Annotated in this window: 18 protein-coding genes; 12 read left to right on the forward strand and 6 right to left on the reverse strand. The window is 60.8% G+C overall.

Translation table 11 applies throughout. The features are described from left to right. Window positions 1-2 precede the first annotated feature (2 nt). From RH950_RS00750 to RH950_RS00775, 6 genes are all read right to left on the reverse strand, one after another. Complete coding sequence (locus RH950_RS00750; protein ID WP_350052695.1) at window positions 3-887, reverse strand: ABC transporter ATP-binding protein; 885 nt, start codon at window positions 885-887, stop codon at window positions 3-5. After that, a complete protein-coding gene (locus RH950_RS00755) occupies window positions 887-1,636 on the reverse strand; it encodes an ABC transporter ATP-binding protein (RefSeq protein ID WP_350052697.1) in 750 nt (249 codons plus the stop codon). The genes RH950_RS00750 and RH950_RS00755 overlap by 1 nt, the downstream gene beginning before the upstream one ends. Then, window positions 1,633-2,691, reverse strand: a complete 1,059-nt coding sequence (locus RH950_RS00760) for a branched-chain amino acid ABC transporter permease (RefSeq protein ID WP_350052699.1) — start codon at window positions 2,689-2,691, stop codon at window positions 1,633-1,635. The genes RH950_RS00755 and RH950_RS00760 overlap by 4 nt, the downstream gene beginning before the upstream one ends. Then, window positions 2,688-3,584 carry a branched-chain amino acid ABC transporter permease gene (locus tag RH950_RS00765; RefSeq protein ID WP_350052701.1) on the reverse strand — a complete coding sequence of 299 codons (897 nt, stop codon included), beginning with the start codon at window positions 3,582-3,584 and terminating at the stop codon, window positions 2,688-2,690. Before RH950_RS00765 ends, RH950_RS00760 begins: the two co-directional genes overlap by 4 nt. A gap of 107 nt (window positions 3,585-3,691) precedes the next feature. Then, window positions 3,692-4,945 carry an amino acid ABC transporter substrate-binding protein gene (locus RH950_RS00770; RefSeq protein ID WP_350052703.1) on the reverse strand — a complete coding sequence of 418 codons (1,254 nt, stop codon included), beginning with the start codon at window positions 4,943-4,945 and terminating at the stop codon, window positions 3,692-3,694. A gap of 160 nt (window positions 4,946-5,105) precedes the next feature. Continuing rightward, on the reverse strand, window positions 5,106-5,939 hold the full coding sequence (locus tag RH950_RS00775) for a nitroreductase family protein (RefSeq protein ID WP_350052705.1): 834 nt from the start codon (window positions 5,937-5,939) through the stop codon (window positions 5,106-5,108). Window positions 5,940-6,132: 193 nt separating this feature from the next. On the opposite strand from RH950_RS00775, the gene RH950_RS00780 reads away from it, so the two are divergent. From RH950_RS00780 to RH950_RS00835, 12 genes are all read left to right on the forward strand, one after another. Continuing rightward, complete coding sequence (locus RH950_RS00780) at window positions 6,133-6,339, forward strand: hypothetical protein (protein ID WP_350052707.1); 207 nt, start codon at window positions 6,133-6,135, stop codon at window positions 6,337-6,339. A 63-nt stretch (window positions 6,340-6,402) separates the two neighbouring features. Then, window positions 6,403-7,839 carry an amidohydrolase family protein gene (locus tag RH950_RS00785; protein ID WP_350052709.1) on the forward strand — a complete coding sequence of 479 codons (1,437 nt, stop codon included), beginning with the start codon at window positions 6,403-6,405 and terminating at the stop codon, window positions 7,837-7,839. Window positions 7,840-7,918: 79 nt separating this feature from the next. Continuing rightward, window positions 7,919-8,653: a succinate dehydrogenase/fumarate reductase iron-sulfur subunit gene (locus RH950_RS00790; RefSeq protein ID WP_350052711.1), complete on the forward strand. Its 735-nt coding sequence runs from the start codon at window positions 7,919-7,921 to the stop codon at window positions 8,651-8,653. Then, window positions 8,653-8,982 carry a succinate dehydrogenase gene (locus tag RH950_RS00795; protein ID WP_350052713.1) on the forward strand — a complete coding sequence of 110 codons (330 nt, stop codon included), beginning with the start codon at window positions 8,653-8,655 and terminating at the stop codon, window positions 8,980-8,982. The genes RH950_RS00790 and RH950_RS00795 overlap by 1 nt, the downstream gene beginning before the upstream one ends. Continuing rightward, on the forward strand, window positions 8,979-9,320 hold the full coding sequence (locus RH950_RS00800) for a succinate dehydrogenase, cytochrome b556 subunit (protein WP_350052715.1): 342 nt from the start codon (window positions 8,979-8,981) through the stop codon (window positions 9,318-9,320). The genes RH950_RS00795 and RH950_RS00800 overlap by 4 nt, the downstream gene beginning before the upstream one ends. Beyond that, complete coding sequence (locus RH950_RS00805; RefSeq protein ID WP_350052717.1) at window positions 9,317-11,074, forward strand: L-aspartate oxidase; 1,758 nt, start codon at window positions 9,317-9,319, stop codon at window positions 11,072-11,074. The genes RH950_RS00800 and RH950_RS00805 overlap by 4 nt, the downstream gene beginning before the upstream one ends. Before the next feature lie 132 nt (window positions 11,075-11,206). Then, complete coding sequence (locus RH950_RS00810) at window positions 11,207-12,511, forward strand: DUF3422 family protein (RefSeq protein WP_350052719.1); 1,305 nt, start codon at window positions 11,207-11,209, stop codon at window positions 12,509-12,511. A 459-nt stretch (window positions 12,512-12,970) separates the two neighbouring features. Further along, a complete protein-coding gene (locus tag RH950_RS00815; protein ID WP_350052720.1) occupies window positions 12,971-14,371 on the forward strand; it encodes a 3'-5' exonuclease in 1,401 nt (466 codons plus the stop codon). Further along, window positions 14,368-15,045: a DarT ssDNA thymidine ADP-ribosyltransferase family protein gene (locus tag RH950_RS00820; protein WP_350052722.1), complete on the forward strand. Its 678-nt coding sequence runs from the start codon at window positions 14,368-14,370 to the stop codon at window positions 15,043-15,045. Before RH950_RS00815 ends, RH950_RS00820 begins: the two co-directional genes overlap by 4 nt. Next, on the forward strand, window positions 15,042-16,745 hold the full coding sequence (locus RH950_RS00825) for an ADP-ribosylglycohydrolase family protein (RefSeq protein ID WP_350052724.1): 1,704 nt from the start codon (window positions 15,042-15,044) through the stop codon (window positions 16,743-16,745). Before RH950_RS00820 ends, RH950_RS00825 begins: the two co-directional genes overlap by 4 nt. Before the next feature lie 495 nt (window positions 16,746-17,240). Further along, window positions 17,241-17,861 carry a hypothetical protein gene (locus RH950_RS00830; RefSeq protein WP_350052726.1) on the forward strand — a complete coding sequence of 207 codons (621 nt, stop codon included), beginning with the start codon at window positions 17,241-17,243 and terminating at the stop codon, window positions 17,859-17,861. Window positions 17,862-18,011: 150 nt separating this feature from the next. Further along, a partial coding sequence (locus RH950_RS00835) for a fumarate hydratase (protein WP_350052728.1) occupies window positions 18,012-18,574 on the forward strand: 563 nt, incomplete at its 3' end.

The following is an 18,574-nucleotide window of genomic DNA, read 5'->3' on the forward strand; positions in this document are numbered from 1 at the left end:
GGTCAGCCCCCGAGGAACAGCCGCCCCACTTCAGGGTTTGCCAGCAGTTCCTCGCCGGTGCCGGCCATCGCCGTCTGGCCGGACACCAGCACATAGCCGATATCGGCGAATTCCAGGCCCTTCTTGGCGTTCTGCTCGACCATCAGGATGGTCTTGCCCTCGACCCGCTGCAGGTCGTCCAGGATCTCGAACACCATGTCGATGAAGCGGGGCTCGAGACCGATGGAGGGCTCGTCCACCAACAGGATCTCGGGCTCCATGACCAGCGCCCGGCTGATTTCCAGCAGGCGCCGCTCGCCGCCCGACAGCACCTTCGCCAGATGGTTCCGGCGCGCCGCGAGACGGGGATATTTCTCGAAGATCCGTTCCGCCGCCTCTTTTGCCTCGGAGGTCTTCTCCTTCAGGTACCCGCCCATCCAGAGGTTTTCCTCCACGGTCATGCTGCCGAAAACGGATTTGTCCTGCAGGATATAGGCGATGCCCGCATTCTTCAGCTTCTCGTTCGAGGACAGGTTGGTGACATCCTTGCCGTCGACCGTCACCGTGCCGGAAAAGATATTCGTGAAACCGAAAATCGAATGCAGAATCGTCGACTTGCCGGCCCCGTTCGGCCCGATCAGGCAGCAGGATTGTCCCTTGCCGACCTTGAGCGAGAAATCGTGCAGGATCTCCATCTTGCCGTAGCCGGCCTTCAGCGTGTCGATGGTGAGAAACGGATCGGGACCGGCGAGTGCATCAATCCGGGCCTGGTCCGGCCCGTCGGCGATGGCCTCAACCTGCCGGACCACATCCTCGACGGAGATGACGGTCTCGACACCGCCCCGGCCATAGCCGCTGATGCGCGCCTCGCTCACCGTCACGCTTACGGTTTTTTCCTTGTCGCTCATCAGTGTGCTCCCAGATAGGCTTCGACCACCCGCCGGTCGTTCTGGATCTCGTCCGGCGTTCCGGTGGCGAGCAGTTCGCCGTGGGCCAGGCAGGATATCCGGTCTGCGAGGTTCATAATCACGCGCATGTTGTGCTCGATGACGAAGAGGGTGATGCCGAACTGCTCGTTCGCCCGCTTCAGCCGGTCGATCAGGCCGTTGATCAGGGTCGGATTGATCCCCGCTGTCGGCTCGTCCAGCAGCAGCACCTTCGGCCGGTTCATCAGGGCCATGGCGAATTCCAGCAGCTTCTGCTGACCGAAGGACAGCTCACCCGCGATCAGGAACCGCTTCTGATAAAGCCCGACGAATTCCAGAAGTTCCTCGGCGAAGGCCTCGGTCTCCCGGTCATGCATGGAGCCGAACATGGAGCCCAGGCCCTCTTCCCGGTGCGAGACCGAGATCAGCATGTTCTTCATGCAGTCCATCTTCGAGTAGATCCTGGTTTGCTGGAAAGTCCGGAGCAGGCCCAGCCGGGCAATGTCCGGCACCCGGAGCTTGGAGATCTCCTTGCCCTTGAACTTGATCGAACCCTCATCGATCGGATGGTAGCCGACGATCGAGTTGAACAGGGTCGTCTTGCCGGATCCATTCGGCCCGATCAGTCCGGTGATGCCTCCCTCGGCCACATCGATGCTGATATCCTTGTTGGCAATGACCCCGCCGTATCTCTTGGAGACGCCGCGCACCTCGATTAGCGATCCGCTCATTCCGCTGCCTCCGTCTGGCCCGATCGGGTGGTTTTCTCGTCCACGGTCACGCCGAACAGCGACGGCCAGCGGTCTTGCGCCCAGCCGAGAATGCCCTGCTGGAAATAAACGATATTGATGATGATGATCGCGCCGAGCGCCACCCACTGCCAGCCCAGCAGATGGGTCCAGGTCACTTCCTTGACGATATGGAACAGGATGGCGCCGAGCACCGGTCCCCAGACCGTGCCCTTGCCGCCGACCAGCGCCATCGCCACCATGAAGATGCCGAAGGTTGCCGTCGGAAACGCCACTTCCAGGGGTTCGATGAAGCCGGACATGTTGCCGAAAATCGCCCCCGCAATGCCCATGAAGAAGGCCGCGATCATCCAGGCGATGACCTTGTAGCGGTTGGTGTGGATGCCCATTGCCTCGGCCTTGTCCTCGTCGTCCCGTATGGCATTCACCGCGAGCCCGAAGCGGGTCTTGTAGATGGCCCGGATGACCATGTGCGAGACGATGGCGAGCACGAACAGCATGACATAGAAGACCACCGAGCCCGTGCCGGCTTCGCCGGGGAAGACTGGCATGGAGATGCCGCTGCCGCCGCCTACATAGCGCCAGCCGCTGACCATCTCCGCCACCGCAACGGCAAGCCCGAGGGTGCCGATGGCGAAATAGGGGCCGCGCAGCCCCAGCATGAACGGCCCGACAAGCATGGCGAACACGGTCGCCGCGACACCGCCGAAGCCGATACCGAGCAGCAGGCCCGTCCAGTATTGCGAGACCGTGAAGTCCACCTTGATCGCACCGAAGGCCGCCGTGTATTCCATCACGTCATAGACGAGACCGATCTGCACGACGGCGGAGGCATACATGCCGATACCGAAAAAGGCGATGTTACCCAGCGAGTTGTAGCCCATCTGGCCGCCGGTCATGTCCCAGGTGACGGCCATCAGGACCATCAGCCACATCACCGCCATCTGGCTGGTGAAGGCCGGGAACAGCAGCGGCACGAAGATGCCGGCTGCGATCAGACCGGCATAGACGGTCATGTCGAGATTGCGCGCCTTCATCGAACCACCTGCCGAAGTCTGTAAAGCTGCACCAAACGGATCATCAACACCACGACCAGCAATCCGACGACGGCAGCAATGGCGAACTCCGCGCCGAACACGAAGCCGGCATAATTCTCCCAGACCCCGAGGCCGAAACCGGCAATGATGACGCCCGGCAAATTGCCAAGGCCGGCAGCCGTCACGATGATGAAAGACCGGATCGAGTGAACCAGGCCATAGAACGGCTGGATGTTCCAGATCATCGCCACCAGCACCCCGGCCGAACCGCAGATGGCGGCATTCAGGGCGAAGGTAAAGGCATAGACCCGGTCCGTGTTGATGCCGAGCACTCTGGCTGCCCGGGGATCCTGCGCCGTTGCCCGGATTGCCTGCCCCATGCGCGAATTGCGCATGAACAGGATGAGCCCGATCGCCAGGACTGCCGCCAGACCGAGGCTGACAAAGCGGATCACCGGAATGCTGAGGTCCCCCATGGTGAGGGTGCCGAAGCCCGCTTCCGCGATCCGCACCTCCGGACCGAACACCAGATTCAGGGACTGCTGGATCAGCAGACTGAGCCCGAAGGTGGCAAGCAGCGAGGTGAACATGTCGCGGTCCACGACCCGCTTGATGATCGTGATGTAGATCCCCCAGCCGAAGGCGAACATCAGGACAAAAGCCACCGGCAGGGCGACGATCGGGTGAATGTCCCAGAGCGTCGCCTGGTAAGCCAGATAGCCACCGAGGATGACCAGTTCACCCTGGGCGAGATTCTTGACGTTCATGACTCCCCAGACAAGCGCCAGACCATAGGCGGCAAGCACAAAGATACCGCCGATCAGCAGCCCCTGAACCAGCAGGTCAACGGCGAAAATCGGCGCCTGAACGAGGATTGAAATATTATCGAGCATGGAGCGCTCAGCCTTTCTTCCTGTGTGGCGGCGGCCGCACGGGCGCTCGCCAAGAGAAGGAAGCGCGGCGGGAGGATGCCACCCGCCGCGCTCAGCATGTCAGAGGCTCAGTATTTCGGCTGACGCGGATGCCGAACCTTCGACGAGGCCCACTTTGTCGGTGCGACCACGTTGTATTCGCCATCCTGGATCTGCCGCAGCACCATCGGCTTGGCGATATTGTTGCCGGCCGGTGAGAACTTGATCTGACCGTAGAAGGTCGCCAGATCGGTATCGGCAATCGCGTCCCGCAGGGCTTCGGTGTCGAAGCTGTTGGCCCGCTCGAAGGCGTCCTTCCAGACCTGCACCGCCGCCGAAGCCTGTGCGGCCTGATACGGAACGGTCTTGTAGCTCGGGTAGGTCTTCTTGAAGAGCGCGTCATATTCCGCGGCTGTGCCGAACAGATCGTCCTTGTAGCTCAGGGTTTCGGACCATTGCGTCGGGCAAAGGATGCCTTCCATCGGACCGGCGCCGAAATTCTCGGTGATCTTCGCGGACTCGCAATGGGTCATGGCGATCATCGGCACGTCGAGTTTCAGCTCGCTAATCTGGCGGCCAGCGGTCACGGCACCCTTGGCATGACCGGAAATCACCAGAAGATCAGGCTTGAGCGCCCGCACCTTGGTCAGGGTCGAGGTCATGTCGGCCAGGTCACGCGGCAGCTTGTCGTCGATGACGATTTTCATGCCGTACTTCGCCGCGTCCTCAACCACACCGGCCCGGACATCGAGCGAGAACGGATCGTTCTCGAAGGCCAGGGCGACCTTGACGTCGGACGGCTTCTTGCCCGCCTTTTCCGCAAGTTCGGCTGCCAGGGAAATGGAACTGGCGAGATACAGTTCGGAGGTCGAGAGCACCGCGAACATGTAGCGATAGCCCTGGGTGAAGAGCGACCGGGACGCGCCCTCCGCCTCAATCATCGGGATCTTGTACTTTTCAGTGACCGGCGCGATTGCCTTGGTCAGCCCAGAGCTGTACGGGCCAAGCATATATTTGACGCCGTCCTGATTGATCAGGCGCTCGGCAAGCTGCGCACCGCGAGCCGGGGTCGACTCATCGTCATAGTACGCGATCTTCATTTTGTAGCTCTTGCCGCCGACGGTCACGCCGCCAGCCTTGTTAATCATGTCGACCGCAAGCTCGTACCCGTTCTGCGTATCGATGCCGTTGGTTGAATATTTGCCGGTCAGCGACATCGCCGCACCGAGCGTAATGGTATCCCCTTCGACCTTCGCGTCGGCGGGCGCCGCGGCGAGACCGAATGATGCCGTGAACGCGGCCGCAACTGCGGCGGCACGCAAATCCATTTTCAGGAAACGCATTTAAAAGTTCCTCCCTTGTCCTAGGGAGGCCGCAGGCACATGCCCTAACCGCAATTTTTGTTTTTTTAGCGGCGCGCTCTCCCTATTGCGCGAAACGTTAGGAAATCTCCCAACGCAACGCCAGCCCTTTTTCCATCATGCGCGAAGGACAAGTCATGCCTCACTCAAGATTGAAGCCTTTGCCCTTTAAATATTTGGCCAATTGCTTGCGTTCCGGTTTCGAAACCTGACGCGCTTTGTCTTCCGACCATCCGTAATCTTGCGCCAACCCGTATTCAACGACCGATCTCTGTTTTTCGTCCGGGATCTGAAAACGCGCACTGCGGCGGGCGTCATACCCCGCAATCTCCTGTTCAAGACGGCTGTCGTCATAGCGGTCAACATGGACAAACACCGACGGCGGCAGGCGCAAACTGATATGCCCCTCGCCCGCCGGCCAGCCGAGGCAGAAACCGCAGATCGGAAAGACGTGATCCGGCAGTTCCAGCATTTCCGAAACTGTCTCTATATGGTTGCGGACAACGCTGATCGGACAGCAGCCGAGCCCGACCGCCTCCGCCGCCCGAATGAAATTCATCATCACCAGCCCGGCATCGACCGCCGCGTTCAGCACGGAATCCAGGTGGTCGTTGGCAAAGGGTTTGCCCCGCATCTCCGAGATCCGGCGGATGCGCCTGCTGTCGGCGAGAAAAACCATGAAGACCGGTGCGTCGGCTATCCAAGGCATTTCCGGCATCAGGGCCTCGATCTTGCCGCGCGTCCCCGCATCCCGGACAATCAGCACCCCGGACTGCTGCAGATCCGATTTTGCCGGCGCGGAGAGCGCCGCCGCCAACAGCACCTCAAGCAGATCGTCCGGTACCGGGTCCGGTTTGTAGCGGCGATGGGAACGGTGCCCGAGAATATGAGCCAGATCACCCTCGGCCGGCATGTCCCGACCGGCATCAGCCGGGAAGCCAAACCTGTCTTCAATCAAATCAGCGATTGTCTTCATCACGTGTCCGTCCTTCTTCTGCGGGTGTACCGAGACTAGGCGGGCCATGCGCCGGTCTGCAACTCCCCGCCGTGCCTTCCCGGTGTCGCACGCGACGGTTCACGGAAACCCGCCTGCGCCTTGACTCATCAGACTGAATGGTGACGAATCGACAGCCCGCTGACGGGTTCACGCCGCTCTGATGGAGGAAACGGTGTCTGACAAACCGGATTTCGAGAACCGAAATCGCCAATCTATTTTCAAGCGCCTCGGAATGACGGAGCTTGAAACCGCCGGCCTTCCTGCCGACCCGGCAGCGCAGGAAACCGGGACTCCGGATATTGGCGGCAATGGCCCCTGCCCGGAACACCCCCTCGGCCACGATCTTTTTTACGTCCTCAGAAACGCATATCGTTCCTGATCAGGTCACTCTCTGGTCCGTCGAGTATCCCTTAACTCCAAGTTGTTTTGCCGCGGAGAGATTATGCGCAATCTTGTGATAGGCGGCGGCATCGTCGTCACGATGGATTCCGATCGGCGGATTATCGACGGCGGCACGGTTCACGTTCGGGACGGACGGATCGCGGCCATCGTCGGGCCCAATGAGGAGATCAGCGCAACGGAAAACGCGGAGATCATCGACGCGAGCGGCATGCTGGTACTGCCCGGGCTGATCGACGCCCACGCCCATGCCGGGCACGCGCTGGTGAAAACCCTCGGCAGCGACGACGGCAAAGCCTGGTTCGATGCCTGTCGGCAGATCTACACGCTCGGCTCGGACGAGGAATTCTGGCGGGCGGACGCCGCGCTTTTCGCTCTTGAGCGGATCAAGGCCGGCGTCACCACCGGCATTTCCATGCTTGGCGGCGGCGACAGCATCAGCAGGACCGATCATCCGGGCGTCGCGGACGCGCATTTCAACGCCGTCAGGCAGGCAGGCACCCGCGCCATGCTCGCCGTCGGCGCCAACCGGCCGCCCTTCCCCTGGCGTTTCAGGGACTGGGACCATGACCGGGGCGAGCGCGACGTCAGCTTCGAGCAACAGCTTGAGATCTGCCGGCAGGTTGCCACCTCCTGGCACGGCGCGGAGAATGGTCGGCTCTCGGTCGCGATCACCTATCCCGTCTCGCGCCTGGGCGAGCCGCTGCCCAACGGCGTGACAGCCGATCTTGTGACGGAGCACGCCCGGCAGGTCCGCGCCCTCTCGAAAGAACTGGGCCTGCGCTTTACCCAGGACGGACATCGCGAGGGCAGCATCGCCTATGCCCACGACACGCAGGACCTGCTCGGCGAGGATGCTTTCCTGTCCCACTGCACCAATCTGGCCGAGGCGGATATCGCCGCCCTGCGCGAGAGTGGTGCCAGCGTCGTGCACAACCCCTCCGCCGTTGCCTCGATCAATGGACGCTGCCCGGTGCCGGAGCTGATCGACCAGGGCGTGACCGTCGCCATCGGCTCTGACGCGCCCGCACCGGACCGCTCCGGCGACATGATCCGGCACATGCAGCAGGCCATGCATTATCACCGCCGGCATTTCCGCGACGACCAGATCCTGCCGCCGGGCAAGGCGCTGGAAATGGTTACCATCGATGCCGCAAGAGCCATCGGCCTGGAGACCGATATCGGCTCACTGGAGCCAGGCAAGAAAGCCGACATCGTGCTGCTCGATCTGCGCAAACCGCATCTGGTGCCTGCCAACATGCCGCTGCACCGGGCCATCTATTTCGCAAATGGGGCCGATATCGACACCACCATTGTCGACGGTGACATCCTGATGCGCGGCCGTGCCGTCACCAGCCTCGACGAAGGCAGCGTGCTGGATGCTGCGGACGCGGCAATCGCCAAAGCGCTGGAACGCACCGGCCTCACTACCCTGCTGGAAACCCGTTCCGGCTTCTGGGGCCAGAGCCGCTACACCTGAACCGGACTTTTTCCACGCCGCCCCCTTTCCGCCACGTGAATTCGGCGCCACACTCCCCCGATAAAAAAGGAGTGGTGGAATGCAAGACACCGCCAATGGGGAAGAAATGCTGAATGTGGAGATCTGGCGCGGCCGCGACGACGGCGCGCTCCAGACGTACTGCGTGCCGCGCCGGGCCAGCCAGACCGTGCTGGACGTGGTGACCTGGGTGCAGCGGCACGCAGAGCCCGCACTGGCCTACCGTTTCGCCTGCCGGGTGGGCATGTGCGGCTCATGCGCCATGCAGGTGAACGGCAAGCCGCGCTGGACCTGCCGGACCCACGTCTCCCGCGTGGCCGAGGACGGCCATCTCAGGATCGAGCCGCTGGCCAACCTGCCGCGGATCAAGGATCTCGCCACCGACATGGCGCCGTTCTTCGAGAAATGGCGCGATGCCCGCGGCCGCCATGTCCCGACCCGCACCCGGCACGAGCCGATGGCCACGGTCTCGTCCGAAAGCCCGGCCCGAAAGGCTGCGGATGCCGGGATCGAATGCATCAATTGCGCGGTCTGCTACGCCGCCTGCGACGTGGTGGGCTGGGATGAGACTTATCTGGGTCCGGCGGCGCTGAACCGGGCCTGGACCCTGGCCAACGACGAACGGGACGCGGACAAGGCGGGATTGCTCCGGGCCGTCTCCGAGAGCGGCGGCTGTCACTCCTGCCATAGCCACGGCAGCTGCGTCGAGCATTGCCCGGTCGGCCTCAACCCGACCGCCGGAATCGCCGGGCTGAAGCGGATGACGCTGGCCGCCCTGATGAAGGGCGCGCTGTGATGCTGGAGGCCCGTCTCTATCTGCTGCAACGCGCCAGCGCCATGCTGCTGGCACCGCTGGTCCTCGCCCACCTGGTGATGATCCTCTTTGCCATAGAGGGCGGGCTTTCGGCTGCCGAGATCCTTGGCCGGACCCGGGGCAGCCTGCTCTGGGCCGCCTTCTACGGCCTGTTCGTGACCGCAGTGGCGCTGCATGCGCCGATCGGGTTGCGCAACATTCTGCGAGAATGGGCCGGCTGGCGCGGCCGTTCCCTCGATCTCGCAACGTTCGGTTTCGGCGCCCTGTTGCTCGGCCTCGGCCTGCGCGCCGTGATCGCGGTGACGGCATGATGCGCGCCTCCCGGAACCATCCGGGCTGGTGGGCGGCCCTCGGCCACCGGCTTTCCGGCCTTGCCCTCGCGCTGTTCCTGCCGGTGCATTTCCTCGTGCTTGGGCTGGCGCTGGACAGCGATGTCGCGCTTGACAGCGTGATCGCCTGGACCGACCAGCCGCTGGTGAAGATTGCCGAATGGGGACTGGTCATGCTGCTGACCCTGCATCTCGGCTTCGGGATCCGGGTGCTGGCGCTGGAATTCCTGCCCTGGCGCGATCCCCTGAAAACCCTGATTTCCCTCGGCGCCGGTGCTTCCGTGCTGGCAGGCCTGCTGTTCTGGATCGTCGCGCTATGAGCCAACCTCTCGAGACCCTCCGCACCGACATCCTGATCATCGGCTCCGGCGGGGCCGGGCTGATGGCGGCGCTGCATGCCCTGCAGGCGGACCCGGATCTGGACGTCACCATCGCGGTGAAGGGGCTGATCGGCAAATCCGGCTGCACCCGGATGGTGCAGGGCGGCTACAACGTGGCGCTGGCACCGGGCGATTCTGTCGAGCGGCATTTCATGGACACCATCGTCGGCGGCAAGTGGCTGCCGCGCCAGGATCTCGCCTGGAAGCTGGTGGACAAGGCGGTCGAGCGGATCCACGAGCTGGAGAACGAGCTCGGCTGCTTCTTCGACCGCAATCCGGACGGCTCGCTGCACCAGAAGGCCTTCGCCGGGCAGAGCTTCGACCGCACCGTGCACAAGGGCGATCTGACCGGGATCGAGATCATCAACCGGCTGATGGAACAGATCTGGGCGCGCGGCGTGAACAGGCTGGAGGAGCACCGCGCCATCGAGCTGATCCCGGCCCGGGACGGCAGCGGCATCGCCGGGGTTCTGCTGGTGGATATGCGAACCGGAAACTATCGCTATGTCGAGGCCAAGGCCGTGCTGCTGGCAAGCGGCGGCGGGCCGACCATGTATCTCTATCACACGCCGTCCGGCGACAAGGCCTGCGACGGCATGGCCATGGCGCTACGCCGAAACCTGCCGTTGCGGGACATGGAGATGGTGCAGTTCCATCCGACCGGGCTGCTGGCGGGAACCGATACGCGGATGACCGGGACCGTGCTGGAAGAAGGGTTGCGCGGCGCCGGCGGGCATCTGCTGAACGGCGCGGGCGAGCGCTTCATGAGCCGCTATCATAGCCACGGCGAGAGGGCGACGCGGGACATTGTCAGCCGGGCGATCTATGCCGAGATGCGGGCCGGAAATACCACACCGAACGGGGGTATTTTTATTCAGATGGCGCATCTCGGCCCGGAGAATATTGCCAGGAAATTCAAGGGGATGGTGGAACGCTGCGCCGATTGCGGCTTCGATCTGGCCGGCGGACGTGTGGAAGTTGTGCCGACCGCCCATTACATGATGGGCGGCGTGGAATTCGAGCTGGATTGCGGCACCGGCCTGCCCGGCCTGTTCGCCGCAGGCGAGGATTGCGGCGGGGTACACGGCGCAAACCGGCTCGGCGGCAACGGCGTCGCCAACTCCACCGTCTTCGGCGGCATCGCCGGGGAGAGCATGGCGGCCTATGTGCAAACCGGAAGCGCCGCCTGGCGCGACGCCGACAAAAATGTGCTCGAAGCCGGCATTTCCCGTGCAGAACGGCCCTTCCGGGCGCGCGGCGGCAGCCTTTCCGACCTGCGCGAACGGCTCAGCCACTGCATGTGGGACGATGTCGGCATCCTGCGCGACCGGGACGGGCTGCGCCGTGCCCTGACCGCGCTCGGCGATTTCCGGGCGGAGCTGCACGAGACCGGCCTGGCCGACGGCGACCGGGCCTTCAACATGACCTGGCACGACTGGATGAACCTGGAGAGCCAGATCGATGTCAGCGCCGTCATCGCCAGTGCCGCGCTCGGCCGCGAGGACAGCCGCGGCGCCCATTTCCGCGAGGATTTCCCGGAGACCGGATCGCTGGAGGAGACCTGCTTCACCCGCATCACCCAGTCCGAGGCCGGGCTGGCGCTGGACATGGTGCCGGTGGATTTCTCCATCGTCGCGCCGGGCCAGTCGCTGATCGAGGACGAGGCCGGCGCGCCGCCATCAGCGGCGGAGTAGATGCCAACCGCAGCGGAATAGCCCCGGAATAAAGCGCGGCCAGTAAAGCGCGGCGAGACGCCTCATAGGCGAAGCGGCCGCACATGGCTAAAGTGAGCATCGGACAGACTCTGCCTCTGGAGGGCAAGAGACGTGAAATTTCATCCCGAACGGGACGCGCTGACCCTGGAATTGCACGCCCGCCCGATCCGGCCGGTGCGGGCGCCGCTGCGCATCAGCCATATCGGTTTCGGCACCGGCGAGCATGGCGGCGACCGGGATTTCGAGGATCTGGTCGCGCTCTGCCGCAAGTTCGGCAAGGCCGAGCCCTCCGCCGAGATGAAGCATTTCACCGCCGATCTCGGCCCCTTCACCGTGAAGTGGGAGCGCCATACCGAATTCTCGACCTACACCTTCCTGCGCGAGGAAAGCTTCGAGGCGCCCTTCGAGGAAACCGTCTTCGGGCTGCTGCCGGCGGACTGGAAGGAGGCGAAATTCGGCGAGGTCATGGTCGCCGTGCATGTCGCGGTCTCCGACGGCCTGGAGACGCCGCTCGACGGCAACAGGCTGTCCCGCTGGTTCGACGGCAACGAGGTGTTCGCCAATCGCATGGAGAGGGCCAACCGCATGGAGAAAGAGCGGGTCGAGATATACGGCGACCTGCGCAGCCACGATGACGGCTTCGACCGGATGTATCTGCGGGCCGGCGCCCTCGGCCCCGAGCTGCTCGGCCAGACCGTGCAGCGGGTGCTGGAGCTCAATACCTACTGGCGCCTCGCCCTGCTCTCCCTGCCCATCGCCCGCGAGAGCAGCCCGAAGCTGGAGCGGATCGAGCGCGGGCTGGCGAAGATCGCCGCCGAACTGGCCGACGGCGATCAGGACCGCACCGACGAAAGCCTGCTCGACCCGCTGGCCCAGCTCTCGGCCGAGCTGGAGACCATCATCGCCAGCTCGAGCTACCGCTACCGCGCCAGCACCGCCTATTTCGAGATCGTCGAGGGACGGCTGCGCCAGCTCGGCGCCATCAACCTGAACGGCTATATCCACCTGTTCGACTATCTGATGCGCCGGATCGACCCGGCCCTGCGCACCTGCTGGTCGGTGCAGAGCCGGCAGGAGGCGATCTCGAAACGGGCCTCGCGCCTGTCCAGCCTGCTGCGCACCGGCATCGAGGTGAAGGTGGAGCGGCAGAACCGGGACCTGCTCGACAGCATGAACCGCCGCGCCGCCCAGTCGCTCGCCATCCAGCGCACGGTCGAGGGCCTGTCCGTGGTGGCGATCAGCTATTACGCGGTCAATCTGCTGAAATATCTGCTCGACGGCATGGTGAAGGCGCACCTGATCGCGGTCGATCCGACAATCGTCTCCGCCGCATTCCTGCCGGTGCTCGTCATCGCGCTCTGGTTCAGCCTGCACCGGCTGACCCGGCGGGCGCTGAAAAAGCCGGACGGCAAATAGCGCCGCTCAGCGCATGTTCTGGATGTTTGTATTTTTTCAAGCCGACTGATGAGCACCATGTGAAGACTGTATGAGCAGCGTCGGGAGAGGTGCTATGCCGCGCAGTTCATGCAGGGACTCCGGCTGCGGGCAGCGATGCGCTGTTCGCGCAATAGGGGACGCGTGCCTGGTGGCGAAAATCTGACGCTTGGTACCCGCTGGGGATGGCGGGAACCGAGCCAAAGCGGACTTTCGTACGGTACGCGACGCATGACCGTTCCAGCCCGAAGCGGTCCCCCCTGCCAAGTTTAGCATCACGCCACGCACCGACATGAAGCGCGTGAAGGGCCGCCTTGGGGTCGCAACCCATCCATTGCACTGGGCAAGATCAAACCCTGGCGATGAAACCCCAGCAAACAAAGTGTTTCCATGCCCAGCCCAGAACGATAGATTTGCGCCAAATGAGGGTAGGGTAACAGCATGAAGCATTTGGGCAGAATCAAAGCGTCGCCGGAACAACTTAAGATCATTAGCACAAACCAAACGGGCGCCGAGTTGATCCGAGGCTCAGCGGGTAGTGGCAAGACAACTACCGCGCTTCTACGGCTTACCTCGCTCGCGAACATGATGCGGGCGCGGAAAGATCGTATTGGGAATGAAAGTCCGGTTAGGGTTCTACTTCTTACTTTTAACCGAACGCTCGCAGGCTATGTTCGCGCGCTGGCTGAAGCACAGATCACTGGCTCAAATCACGAGATTGAAATTTCCACATTCGCAAAGTGGTCACTGTCGAAGCTTGGCGTGACTGCAGTACAAGCTAACGACGCGAGACGTTATCTTCGGCAACTTGCGAGCTTATTTGAAGGTCTCGACCCGTCATATGTCGTTCAAGAAGTTGAGTATCTTCTTGGGCGCTTTGAACCGGAAAACATAGAAGAATATGTCAGAAGTGAGCGCACAGGCCGTGGAGCATTGCCAAGGGTCGACGCAAGCCTGCGACGACGTATTTTGGATGAAGTAGTCTATCCATATCGCGATCGCCTTGATGAAAACGGTTGGCTGGACTGGAATACACTTGCAATAAAAATGCGCCGCGACATCCCATCGCTGGAATACGACATAATCATTGTGGATGAGAGCCAAGATTTCTCCGCAAACGAGATTAGGTCCATCACACACCACCTAGCAGATGATCACGCAGCAACATTCGTGATCGACACCGCACAGAGAATTTATGCGCGCGGGTTCACTTGGGTGGAGGCAGGTGTCAACGTGACGGGTAACCGTTCGCACCGACTTCAAGAAAACCATCGAAACACAAAAGAAATAGCGGCCTTCGCCTCTGGTATACTGGATGGACTGACAGTCGATGTCGATGGTGTATTGCCAAATTTGGATTCTGCGCAAACAAAAGGGCCGCTTCCTAAGGTCATCTCTGGGAAATATTCTAAGCAGATTTCTTGGGCCATAGAATATATCCGAAATAACGTTGATTTGAGAAATGAGACAGTGGGTTTTTTGAAGCCTGAGGGTGGTGGATGGTTTGACACCATTAGGGCTGAGCTGAATAGGTCTGGCATTGATTTTGTGGATATGCAGAGAAATCCCGATTGGCCAGAAGGAGATGTTAATGTCGCAATTTCCACCTTCCACTCCGCCAAGGGTCTCGAATACGACCACGTCATCATCCTTGGCTTCAATCAAGAAAACACGCGCTTTGGCGACGAAGAGAGGACAGACCAAGTCCAAGTCTTGAGGAGGCTTCTTGCGGTTGCTGTTGCCAGGGCTAGGAAGCAAGTGATTGTAGGATACAAACCTGGAGAAGAATCTCGACTTACTGATTACTTCATCGCTAATACTTACGAAGAGGTGGCGCTTTGAGTCTGCAGTCGGCGATAGCGAAACGGGGAATAACAGAAGTCCTTCATTTCACGACGAACCGTGGCTTGATTGGTTCGCTTGCGAGTCAAAGCCTGCTTTCACGACCACTTCTCGGTGAAGATGCCTACCTGCGCCACGTTTTGCAGCTAAACTCGGCTGTTCGTCCCGAAGAGTCAGCGCTCTTTGATAAGACTGAAGACTGGCTTCGATACGTGAACTTATCGATTTCTGAGATTAACCGCAGGTTTCTAGATGTTTCGCGCCGCTGGCACACGAATCACGATGTCTGGTGGTGTATTTTGTCCTTCGATCCGGTAATTATGACCCACGATGGAGTTTGGTTTGCCACAACCAATAACAGTTACGATCAATGCCAGAGAGGGCAAGCTGAAGATGGTTTTGGCGCCTTATTTGCACCGAGCATTCGGCGTAAGAAACTTGGCAACTATGGCAATCCATGGAACGTGCAAAGATTTGGCAGAGAAGCGTCACTGCCAACTTGTGAACAAGCAGAAGTGTTGTATCCAGAAAGTCTTAGTCTGGAACATCTGACGACGGTCTATGTCGAACAGGATGAACATCATGATATAGCGGTCGGATGGCTACAGGACTTCGGCTACTCAAGCGTCAACGTCTCCATCCAACCACAGAAGTTCATCGGTAGGCAAAATTGAGCATCCAGAGCAATCAAGCACCAGTCGCGAAATATGAGCGTGCTGACTATGAACGGGCGGTTATCAACTCCGCGCTATGGGCAGCCGCGGGCGATGCACTCGGGTGGATGACCGAACTGAGCCGAGGCAAAAGCGGTGTCGAGCACAGGACCGGACGCAAAACGGTTTTCGAGACTACGGAATGGAAAAGGCTTATTGGAGGACGTTCTGGCGTAACGGTGGATTTCCCGGCGGGGACATATTCGGACGACACTCAACTTCGACTTTGTGTTTCAAGGTCTATCCGTGGAAACGGTTCATTCGATGTCGAGGCTTTTGCCAAGGTCGAAGTGACAGCTTGGCAAGGGTACTGCTTAGGCGCCGGTATAGGTTCTAAGGCGGCCGCCGCGAACTTGTCGAAACGGGGCGTAAATTGGTTCTCCAATTTCTTCGCGACGGACCAGCAGAGATATATCTCTGCCGGCGGCAACGGTGCGGCCATGAGAATACAACCCCATGTTTGGAGCGCATCGGGCACTCTGGATGAAATGTTAAACCGCGTCTTGCGCGACGCGTTGGTCACTCACGGCCACCCTCATGGCTTCTGTGGGGCAATTTTTCATTCATTGTGCCTCTGGGACACATTTTCGACGCGGAAAGTTCCTTCTATCGAAAGCGCAATGAGTTTTGTATCCTACATGCAAGAGATCCCATCCGCTATTGAGCGTGACAGCGAGCTTGCGTCCCTTTGGGAGCCGACATGGGAGCGTGAAACGGGAAAATCCTTGCGCGAGGCAATCCATGAATTCCAGCTGGAAGCGCAATCTGATATTTCGAAAATAAAGAAGGTTTTCGAATCATCTCAAAGTCCAGATTACCACGAAATATTGCACAAATTGGGTTGCCTCACCGAAAAATATCGAGGCTCCGGGTTCAAAACTGCGTTGGCAGCATTGACGCTATGTCAAATTTATCTACCAGACAGGGTAGAAGAAGCACTGGTGCGCTCAGCAAATGAATTGGAGAGTGATACCGATACGATCGCGACTATGGCAGGCGCGATACTTGGTGCGCTCGCAGTAAACGAGCCGAAATGGACCTTACAAGACACAGCCTATATCCGGAAGGAAGCAGGCAGAATGGTCAGTATCGCGCAGCGCGAACGCACCTCCAGCTTCGCATATCCTGACGTTTCCAGTTGGGAACCGCCATCCAATCAATCCGATGCAGTTGTTCGTTGGCAAGGCTCATTTGCACTATCTGGACTTGGAAAACTTGATCCCAAGGGCCAAGAATATAAGGCTGGATCCGCTATATGGCAGTGGTTCGACTTACCTTTCGGGCAAAGCATCTTTGCCAAGCGGCGCGCGGTGATTAAGGGAAATACGAGCGACAAACAGATGCCCAGAATCACTCCCGAACCTCCTGTGGGTTTACACGGCAGTCAGAACAACAAGCAACAGGAGCGCTTCAACTTCACGAAGGAAGAGGCGCAGAAACGAGGTCGAGGCGAAACCGAAAATCAGAAACCGCTGCTGCGTTTGGAGCGGTATCCGGGTTTAGACAAAGCCACGGACCTAATAATCTCGTCTGGCTTTGACAACGAGGTCATCGGGCGCCTAATCAACCTTTCTATTGAGGAAACTGGAGGCATTGAAGCCGCAGTTGGGCTTTCTGCAATAGTGGCGAAGGCTCGGCTCGCTCGGATACGCCGCAAGTAGTCGCAGAGCAATGCCCAGAAAAGCGCGTCTGACGCGGGGTTAGAGCTCGCGGGCATACGGATGACCAGAACAAGAAGACGCCCATATTCCTAGGGAATTCCTGTTGGGGGCGGTGGGCATATCTAGCGTTTGCCCCCCTCTCCCCGCTTTCTCTGAAAGTCCGTTGTGGCTGGAGAGTGGCGAACGAATCGGCTACCGTTCGCTCTTTTGAGGAATGCCTGCTTCTTGCGCTTTGCAGACCTCGGTGCCGAGTGCATGCAAACGTCCACTTCCCACCCGGCAGGGCCTGACGGCCTATTCGGCCGCCAGCACCTGGAGAGTTCACTCCGGGTTTGACACCGCAGACCAGCGTCTCAAGATTTCGGACGGCGGGCGCTGAAGAAGCCGGACGGGAAATAGCGCCGATTAACCTATTTTTACATGGGCGCCCCGACGGATTTCCCGTGCAGGGCCGTTCTTTATTCCGAGACACCATTTCCGGGATCGGAATTTCCCATGACCACGCACGCCATCTTGCCTCCCCGCCTTCTCGGCCCCCGCCTTCTGCTGCTACGCATCGCCGCCGGTCTGCTTGGCATGCTGATCGTCTTCGCCGCCGGCGAGGCGCTGTCCGCCTCCTGGAAAAATCCGGACAGGCATGATCGCGGCAATTACCCCGACAGCTATTGCCGGACCTATTACAAGAACAAGAATGTGCATCATCGCGGGTCGGGGCATTACGAGATCGTGCGCGGCAAATGCCACTGGGTCACGTCCCGGAAGCAAACGCGCACCGTCTATAAGGTCGTGCCCGTCTACCCGGCAACACCTCCGAAAGTGATCCGGGTGCCGACCTATGTGCCCGTGCCTGTCCCCACTCCGGCACCAGCCGTAACGGCCCATTGCCGCGAGTATCAGGACACGATCAACATCGGCGGCACGGCCGTTCCGGCCTATGGCAATGCCTGCTTGCAGCCGGACGGCGCATGGCAGCAGCAGGCAGGCAAGACACCCGCGTCGGGCGATTATTGCCGGGAGTTCCGGCGCAGCGTCGCGGTCGGCAGCAGCAATCAGCAACAGGTCGGCACAGCCTGCCTGCGGCCCGGCGATGTCTGGGAAATCGTCAGCGTTCATTAAGAATCCGCTCAAACCCGCGCCCAGGGCCGGGACGCACCGCCGGAACGGCACAAGTTCCGGCCGCCCCCTTCCCCCGTCCCGGGAAAAGGGTCTAGGCTTTCTCTGCCGCAGCGCGCCCATGAGGCGCCTGACGGTCAGGGAGAAACGCCGGTGATCAGGAAAGAAGCAGCCGAACAGGCTGCCTACGAGATCATGTTCAAGGCCGGGATCGATATTCCGGACGATTATCTCGCAGGCATCAAGGGGATGGCCGCGGCCGAGGACGGGGATCTTTCCGCCTTCGTGCTGGAAGCCATGCTGGAGAATTACGAGGCGGCGTCGGAAGACCGCCGCCCGATGTGCGCCGATACCGGCGTGCCGCGCTATTACGTGAAGGCCGGGAACGAGGCCAGGATCGAGGGCGGTTTCATCGCGCTTGAGCAGGCCCTGCGCTCCGCCACCGCCCGGGCGACGCACGATATTCCGCTCCGCCCGAACCGGGTGCACCCGCTCTGGCGGACGGACCACAACAACAATATCGGCCTCAACGCGCCCGAAATCGAATACAGCTTCGAGCCGGACGCGGACTGGGTCGACATCACGACCGTGCACAAGGGCGGGCTGTTCGGCACCGATTACCGGATGCTGTTTCCGGGCGACGGCATCGACGGCATCAAGCGCTTCTTCCTCGACGGCATGATCGCTTTCGGCAAACGGGGCCTGGCCTGCCAGCC

It is taken from the genome of Nisaea sp., assembly GCF_040217065.1.
Classification (GTDB): domain Bacteria; phylum Pseudomonadota; class Alphaproteobacteria; order Thalassobaculales; family Thalassobaculaceae; genus Nisaea.

Excerpts from the sequence above, each read along its gene's own strand:
- RH950_RS00785 (WP_350052709.1), top strand. The coding sequence starts at position 6,403 with ATGCGCAATCTTGTGATAGGCGGCGGCATCGTCGTCACGATGGATTCC.
- RH950_RS00830 (WP_350052726.1), top strand. The coding sequence starts at position 17,241 with ATGACCACGCACGCCATCTTGCCTCCCCGCCTTCTCGGCCCCCGCCTT.
- RH950_RS00750 (WP_350052695.1), bottom strand. The coding sequence starts at position 887 with ATGAGCGACAAGGAAAAAACCGTAAGCGTGACGGTGAGCGAGGCGCGC.
- RH950_RS00800 (WP_350052715.1), top strand. The coding sequence starts at position 8,979 with ATGATGCGCGCCTCCCGGAACCATCCGGGCTGGTGGGCGGCCCTCGGC.
- RH950_RS00805 (WP_350052717.1), top strand. The coding sequence starts at position 9,317 with ATGAGCCAACCTCTCGAGACCCTCCGCACCGACATCCTGATCATCGGC.
- RH950_RS00775 (WP_350052705.1), bottom strand. The coding sequence starts at position 5,939 with ATGAAGACAATCGCTGATTTGATTGAAGACAGGTTTGGCTTCCCGGCT.
- RH950_RS00770 (WP_350052703.1), bottom strand. The coding sequence starts at position 4,945 with ATGCGTTTCCTGAAAATGGATTTGCGTGCCGCCGCAGTTGCGGCCGCG.
- RH950_RS00815 (WP_350052720.1), top strand. The coding sequence starts at position 12,971 with ATGAAGCATTTGGGCAGAATCAAAGCGTCGCCGGAACAACTTAAGATC.
- RH950_RS00765 (WP_350052701.1), bottom strand. The coding sequence starts at position 3,584 with ATGCTCGATAATATTTCAATCCTCGTTCAGGCGCCGATTTTCGCCGTT.
- RH950_RS00755 (WP_350052697.1), bottom strand. The coding sequence starts at position 1,636 with ATGAGCGGATCGCTAATCGAGGTGCGCGGCGTCTCCAAGAGATACGGC.
- RH950_RS00760 (WP_350052699.1), bottom strand. The coding sequence starts at position 2,691 with ATGAAGGCGCGCAATCTCGACATGACCGTCTATGCCGGTCTGATCGCA.
- RH950_RS00795 (WP_350052713.1), top strand. The coding sequence starts at position 8,653 with ATGCTGGAGGCCCGTCTCTATCTGCTGCAACGCGCCAGCGCCATGCTG.
- RH950_RS00790 (WP_350052711.1), top strand. The coding sequence starts at position 7,919 with ATGCAAGACACCGCCAATGGGGAAGAAATGCTGAATGTGGAGATCTGG.